At 66.7% G+C, this 4,082-nt stretch carries 6 protein-coding genes and 1 pseudogene; 2 read left to right on the top strand and 5 right to left on the bottom strand.

Translation table 11 applies throughout. The annotated features are described in order from the left end of the window. Together Q0693_RS00775 and Q0693_RS00780 are read left to right on the top strand one after the other, a co-directional pair. On the top strand, positions 1-212 hold a 212-nt coding region (locus Q0693_RS00775), incomplete at its 5' end, for a DinB family protein (protein ID WP_298628334.1). A gap of 38 nt (positions 213-250) precedes the next feature. Further along, a complete protein-coding gene (locus Q0693_RS00780) occupies positions 251-646 on the top strand; it encodes a DUF3197 domain-containing protein (RefSeq protein ID WP_298628336.1) in 396 nt (131 codons plus the stop codon). Here Q0693_RS00780 and Q0693_RS00785 read toward each other — a convergent pair. The 5 genes and pseudogenes from Q0693_RS00785 to Q0693_RS10795 all read right to left on the bottom strand — a co-directional run. Continuing rightward, positions 643-1,503, bottom strand: a complete 861-nt coding sequence (locus tag Q0693_RS00785) for a hydroxymethylglutaryl-CoA lyase (RefSeq protein ID WP_298628339.1) — start codon at positions 1,501-1,503, stop codon at positions 643-645. The genes Q0693_RS00780 and Q0693_RS00785 overlap by 4 nt on opposite strands. A gap of 4 nt (positions 1,504-1,507) precedes the next feature. Beyond that, on the bottom strand, positions 1,508-3,184 hold the full coding sequence (locus tag Q0693_RS00790; protein WP_243029807.1) for an acyl-CoA carboxylase subunit beta: 1,677 nt from the start codon (positions 3,182-3,184) through the stop codon (positions 1,508-1,510). A 24-nt stretch (positions 3,185-3,208) separates the two neighbouring features. Beyond that, a complete protein-coding gene (gene rnhA, locus Q0693_RS00795; RefSeq protein WP_298628343.1) occupies positions 3,209-3,679 on the bottom strand; it encodes a ribonuclease HI in 471 nt (156 codons plus the stop codon). Further along, complete coding sequence (locus Q0693_RS00800) at positions 3,676-4,005, bottom strand: hypothetical protein (protein ID WP_298628346.1); 330 nt, start codon at positions 4,003-4,005, stop codon at positions 3,676-3,678. The genes rnhA and Q0693_RS00800 overlap by 4 nt, the downstream gene beginning before the upstream one ends. 4 nt (positions 4,006-4,009) lie before the next feature. After that, a pseudogene (locus tag Q0693_RS10795) lies at positions 4,010-4,082 on the bottom strand (glyoxalase); the annotation flags it as partial.

The raw sequence follows: 4,082 nt of genomic DNA on the forward strand, positions 1-4,082 counted from the left end.
CTGAGCCCAAGGGGGTGGTGGAGGCCCGCTTCCGGGAGGCTTGGGCAAGGCTGGATTCCGCTTTCCGGAGTCTACGGGAAGAGGAGCTTTCCCAGGAGGTTCCCGTGGGTGCCCAGGGCCTGATGGCCCCCAGGGCCCATATCCTCCACCACCTGGTGGAGCACGCCCAGCACCATGCCGGCCAGGTCATCTACGCCCGCAAGCTCATGTAAGGACCCTTGTCCTCGAGGGTTGGCCGTAAGATGTTCCCATGGAACGCATCGGCCTGCGCGGTTCTCCCAACCTGACCCTCGAGGCCCTCAAGGAGGCCCTGAAAGGCGTGCGGATCCCTGAGGCCAAGGTCTACCTCATCACCGACTGGCAGGACCGCCGGCACCAGGCCCGCTATGCCCTCCTCATCCACGGGGGCAAGAAGGACCTCCTCACCCCCGATGCCTTCGGCCCGGCCTTCCCGGGCGGGGAGGAGGCCCTTTCGGAGCTGGTGGGCCTTTTGCTGCGCCTAGGGGCCAGGAAGTTCTACGAGGCCGTGGTCTCCCCGGCGGAGCTCACCGCCCTTTTGGGGCTTCCGCCCGAGGAGCTCATCCGGCGGGTGAACGCCATCGCCAACCCCACGGACCCCGGCATCTACTTGCAAAGGGCGGCCTAACCGTAGAGGAGCTTAAGCCTGGCGGCCTCCCCCGCAAGCTGGGGGAGGGCCCCAAGGTCTATCCCGGTGGCGTAGCCCTTGCCCTCCAAGTAGGGGACGACCTTTTCCGTGGGCAGGTTGCCCACGAGCTCATCCCCGGCGAAAGGGCAACCCCCCACCCCCGCCAGGGCCCCCTCCAGCCAGAGGACCCCGGCTCCCAGCACCGCCTCCACCTTTTCCAAGACCCTTTCGGGCCGGGAATGGAGGTGGGCCCCCAGGCCCTCAGGGCCAAAGCGGGCCACCGCCTTTTCCAAGACCTCCCCGATGCGGCTGGCTTCCGCTATCCCGTAGGTGTCCGCCAAGGCGATCTCCCTGACCCCAAGCTCCCGTAGCCTGGCGATATCCTCAAGGACCGCTTCCACGCTCCACGGGTCCCCATAGGGGTTGCCGAAGGCCATGGAGAGGTAGACCACCAGGCCAAGCCTGCCCTCCGTGGCCTCCACCATGGCCTTCACCAGGGGCCAGGATTCCTCCCGGGAACGGTTGGTGTTCTTTAGCTGGAAGGTTTCCGAAAGAGAAAAGGGGTAGCCGATGGCCGTGAGGTTGGGGGCCTTAAGGGCCCTTTCCAGGCCCTTCTCGTTGGCCACGATGGCCAGGTAGGTGCGGCCCTGGGGTGGGGGCAAGGCGGCCAAGACCTCCTCGGCATCCGCCATCTGGGGCACCCACTTGGGGGAGACGAAGCTGGTGAGGTCCAGGTGGCGGAAGCCCGCTGCCAGGAGCTGGTGCAAAAAGGCCACCTTCTCCTCCGTGGGGATGAAGCGGCGGAAGCCTTGCCAGGCATCCCGGGGGCATTCCACGTAACGGAGGACCTGGGCCATGGCGTTACACCTGGAAGACCCCGATGCGCAAGGGCTCCCGCTCGGGGTTGAGGGCACAGGCCTCGAGGGCCCGGATGAGCCACTTGCGGGTTTCGTGGGGGAGGAGGATCCCGTCCACCCAAAGCCGGGCGGCGGCGTAGCGGGGGTCTAGGGTCTCCTCGTAGCGGCCCTTGATGCGCTGGTAAAGCTCCTGGAGTTCCTCATCGGAGGGTTCCTTCCCCTCCCGCTTAAGCTTTTCCACCTCCAGCTCCAAAAGGGTCTTGGCCGCCTGGGCCCCGCCCATCACCGCATACTTGGCGCTAGGCCAGGCAAAGATGAACCTAGGGGCGTAGGCCTTGCCCGCCAGGGCGTAGTTGCCCGCCCCGAAGGAGCCCCCCAGGATTAGGGTGATCTTGGGCACCACGGAGTTGCTCACCGCGTTCACCAGCTTGGCCCCCCGGCGGATGATGCCGGCTTGCTCGGACTCCTTGCCCACCATGAAGCCGGTCACGTCCTGGAGGAAGAGGAGGGGGATGTTCATCTGGTTGACCTCGAGGATAAACCGGGCCGCCTTGTCCGCGGCTTCCGCGTAGATCACCCCCCCCACCTCAATCCGCCCCTTCTTCTTCAGGATGAGGCGCTGGTTGCCCACGATGCCCACGGGAAACCCCCCGATGCGGGCAAAGCCGGTGACCAGGGTCTCCCCGTACCCTCCCTTGTACTCCAGAAACTCGGAGCCGTCCACCAAGCGGGCGATCACCTCCCGGAGGTCATAGGGGCGGCTGCCGTCGGGGGCGATGAGGCCGTAGAGGTCCTCCGCGGGGTAAAGGGGTTCCCGTGGCTCCTTGCGCCCTTCCGCCCAGGGGGCGAGCCGGGGGGGCGGGTAGAGGGCGATCAGCTGGCGGATCCTTTCCAGGGCGGCCTCGTCGTGGGGTTCGTAAAAGTCCACGGTCCCGGAGACCTCAAAGTGCATGCGGGCCCCGCCCAGCTCCTCGCTGGTCACCTCCTGGCCGATGGCCGCTTTCACCAGGGCAGGCCCCGCCAGGTAGAGCCCGCTTCCCTCGGTCATGATGAGGACATCGGTCATGACGGGAAGGTAGGCCCCCCCGGCCACGCAGTTGCCCATGATGGCGGAGATCTGGGGGATGCCCAGGGCGGACATGCGGGCGTTGAGGTAGAAGATGCGGCCGAAGTCGTCCTGGTCCGGGAAAACCTCGTCCTGGAGGGGCAGGAAGACCCCGGCGGAGTCCACCAGGTACAGGGTGGGGATGCGGTTTTCCAGGGCGATGGTCTGGGCCCGGATCACCTTCTTGGCGGTGATGGGGAAGAAGGCCCCGGCTTTTACCGTGGCGTCGTTGGCGATGATCATCCAGTCCTGGCCCTGGATCTTGCCAATGCCGGTGATGACCCCTCCTGCCGGGGCCCCGCCCCATTCCTCGTACATCCCCCACCCGGCGAAGGCCATGAGCTCGTAGAACTCCGTTCCCGGGTCCAGAAGCCTGGCGATGCGCTCGCGGGCGGTGAGGCGGCCCTTCTTGTGCTGGCGCTCCACGGCCTTGGGCCCACCCCCTTGGCGTACCTTCTCCAGGCTTTCCTTGAACTCCCGCACCAAGGCCACCCAGGCGTCCTTGTTGGCCTTGAAGGCAGAGCCTTCCCGTTCCTCTGGGCGGAGCTTGCTCTCCAGGCGGGCTTCGGGACCCATGGCCTTACTATAACGCTTTCTTGCCTAATCGGAAAAAAGCGTAGTCTCAGAGGGCGGGCAAGGGCTTGGGGTCTGCGCCTTTTGGGCCTGGGCCTGTCGCCTGGCCTCCCGGTCCACCCGTTCGTTCTCCGGGTGGCCGTTATGCCCCCGCACCCAGTGGGGCACCACCTGGTGCCGCTTCAACTCTTCCCCGATGGCCTCCCAGAGGTCCTGGTTTTTCACCCCGCGGAAGCCTTTCCCTTGCCATCTAGGTAGCCACTCCGCAAGGGCCTTCACCAGGTACTGGCTGTCGGAGAAGAGGTGCACCTCGCAGGGCTCCTTCAGGGCCCTTAGGCCTTCCAGCAGGGCGGTGAGCTCCATGCGGTTGTTGGTGGTGCAGGCCTCACCCCCAGAGAGCAGGCGTTCGTGCCTCCCATAGCGCAAAAGGGCCGCCCACCCACCGGGGCCGGGGTTTCCCAGGCAGGCGCCATCGGTGTAAAGCTCCACCCGTTTCACCGGCAGGGGATGGGGCGGTCGGGATGGGCCAAGGGGGCTTTGGCCTCGCCGGGGAAGACCCGCTCCTTTAGGCGGCCCTGGTCCCCCTTGGGGTAGGGGTGGACCTCCAGGACCCCCTCCACAAGGTGCACGCCCCAGACCTCCGGAATGCCCGCTTGCCCAGGGAGGGCTGGCTTCCTCCGGCCGTGGTCCAGGCTGGCGTCGGCCACCTCTATGGGGAGGACGTCCTGGGGCTCGGGTAGGCCCTCGCCGTACGGTTCCCGTGGGGGGTTTTGCCGGTCGGGTTGGGGTTCAGCGTCGGGGAAAAGGCGGTACCGGGTGGCCATGCCCCTATTCTAGGCCCCAGATGGCAGCCGGGGCGAGCTCCACCAGGTTCCCGGCGGGGTCGCGGGTGTAGAGGCTT

Origin of the sequence: uncultured Thermus sp., from assembly GCF_938010445.1 — a bacterium.
Taxonomy (GTDB): Bacteria; Deinococcota; Deinococci; order Deinococcales; family Thermaceae; genus Thermus; species Thermus altitudinis.

Bases quoted from the DNA above. Each gene is read 5' to 3' on its own strand.
- Q0693_RS00800 (WP_298628346.1), bottom strand. From the start codon at position 4,005: ATGGCCACCCGGTACCGCCTTTTCCCCGACGCTGAACCCCAACCCGAC.
- Q0693_RS00790 (WP_243029807.1), bottom strand. From the start codon at position 3,184: ATGGGTCCCGAAGCCCGCCTGGAGAGCAAGCTCCGCCCAGAGGAACGG.
- Q0693_RS00785 (WP_298628339.1), bottom strand. From the start codon at position 1,503: ATGGCCCAGGTCCTCCGTTACGTGGAATGCCCCCGGGATGCCTGGCAA.
- Q0693_RS00780 (WP_298628336.1), top strand. From the start codon at position 251: ATGGAACGCATCGGCCTGCGCGGTTCTCCCAACCTGACCCTCGAGGCC.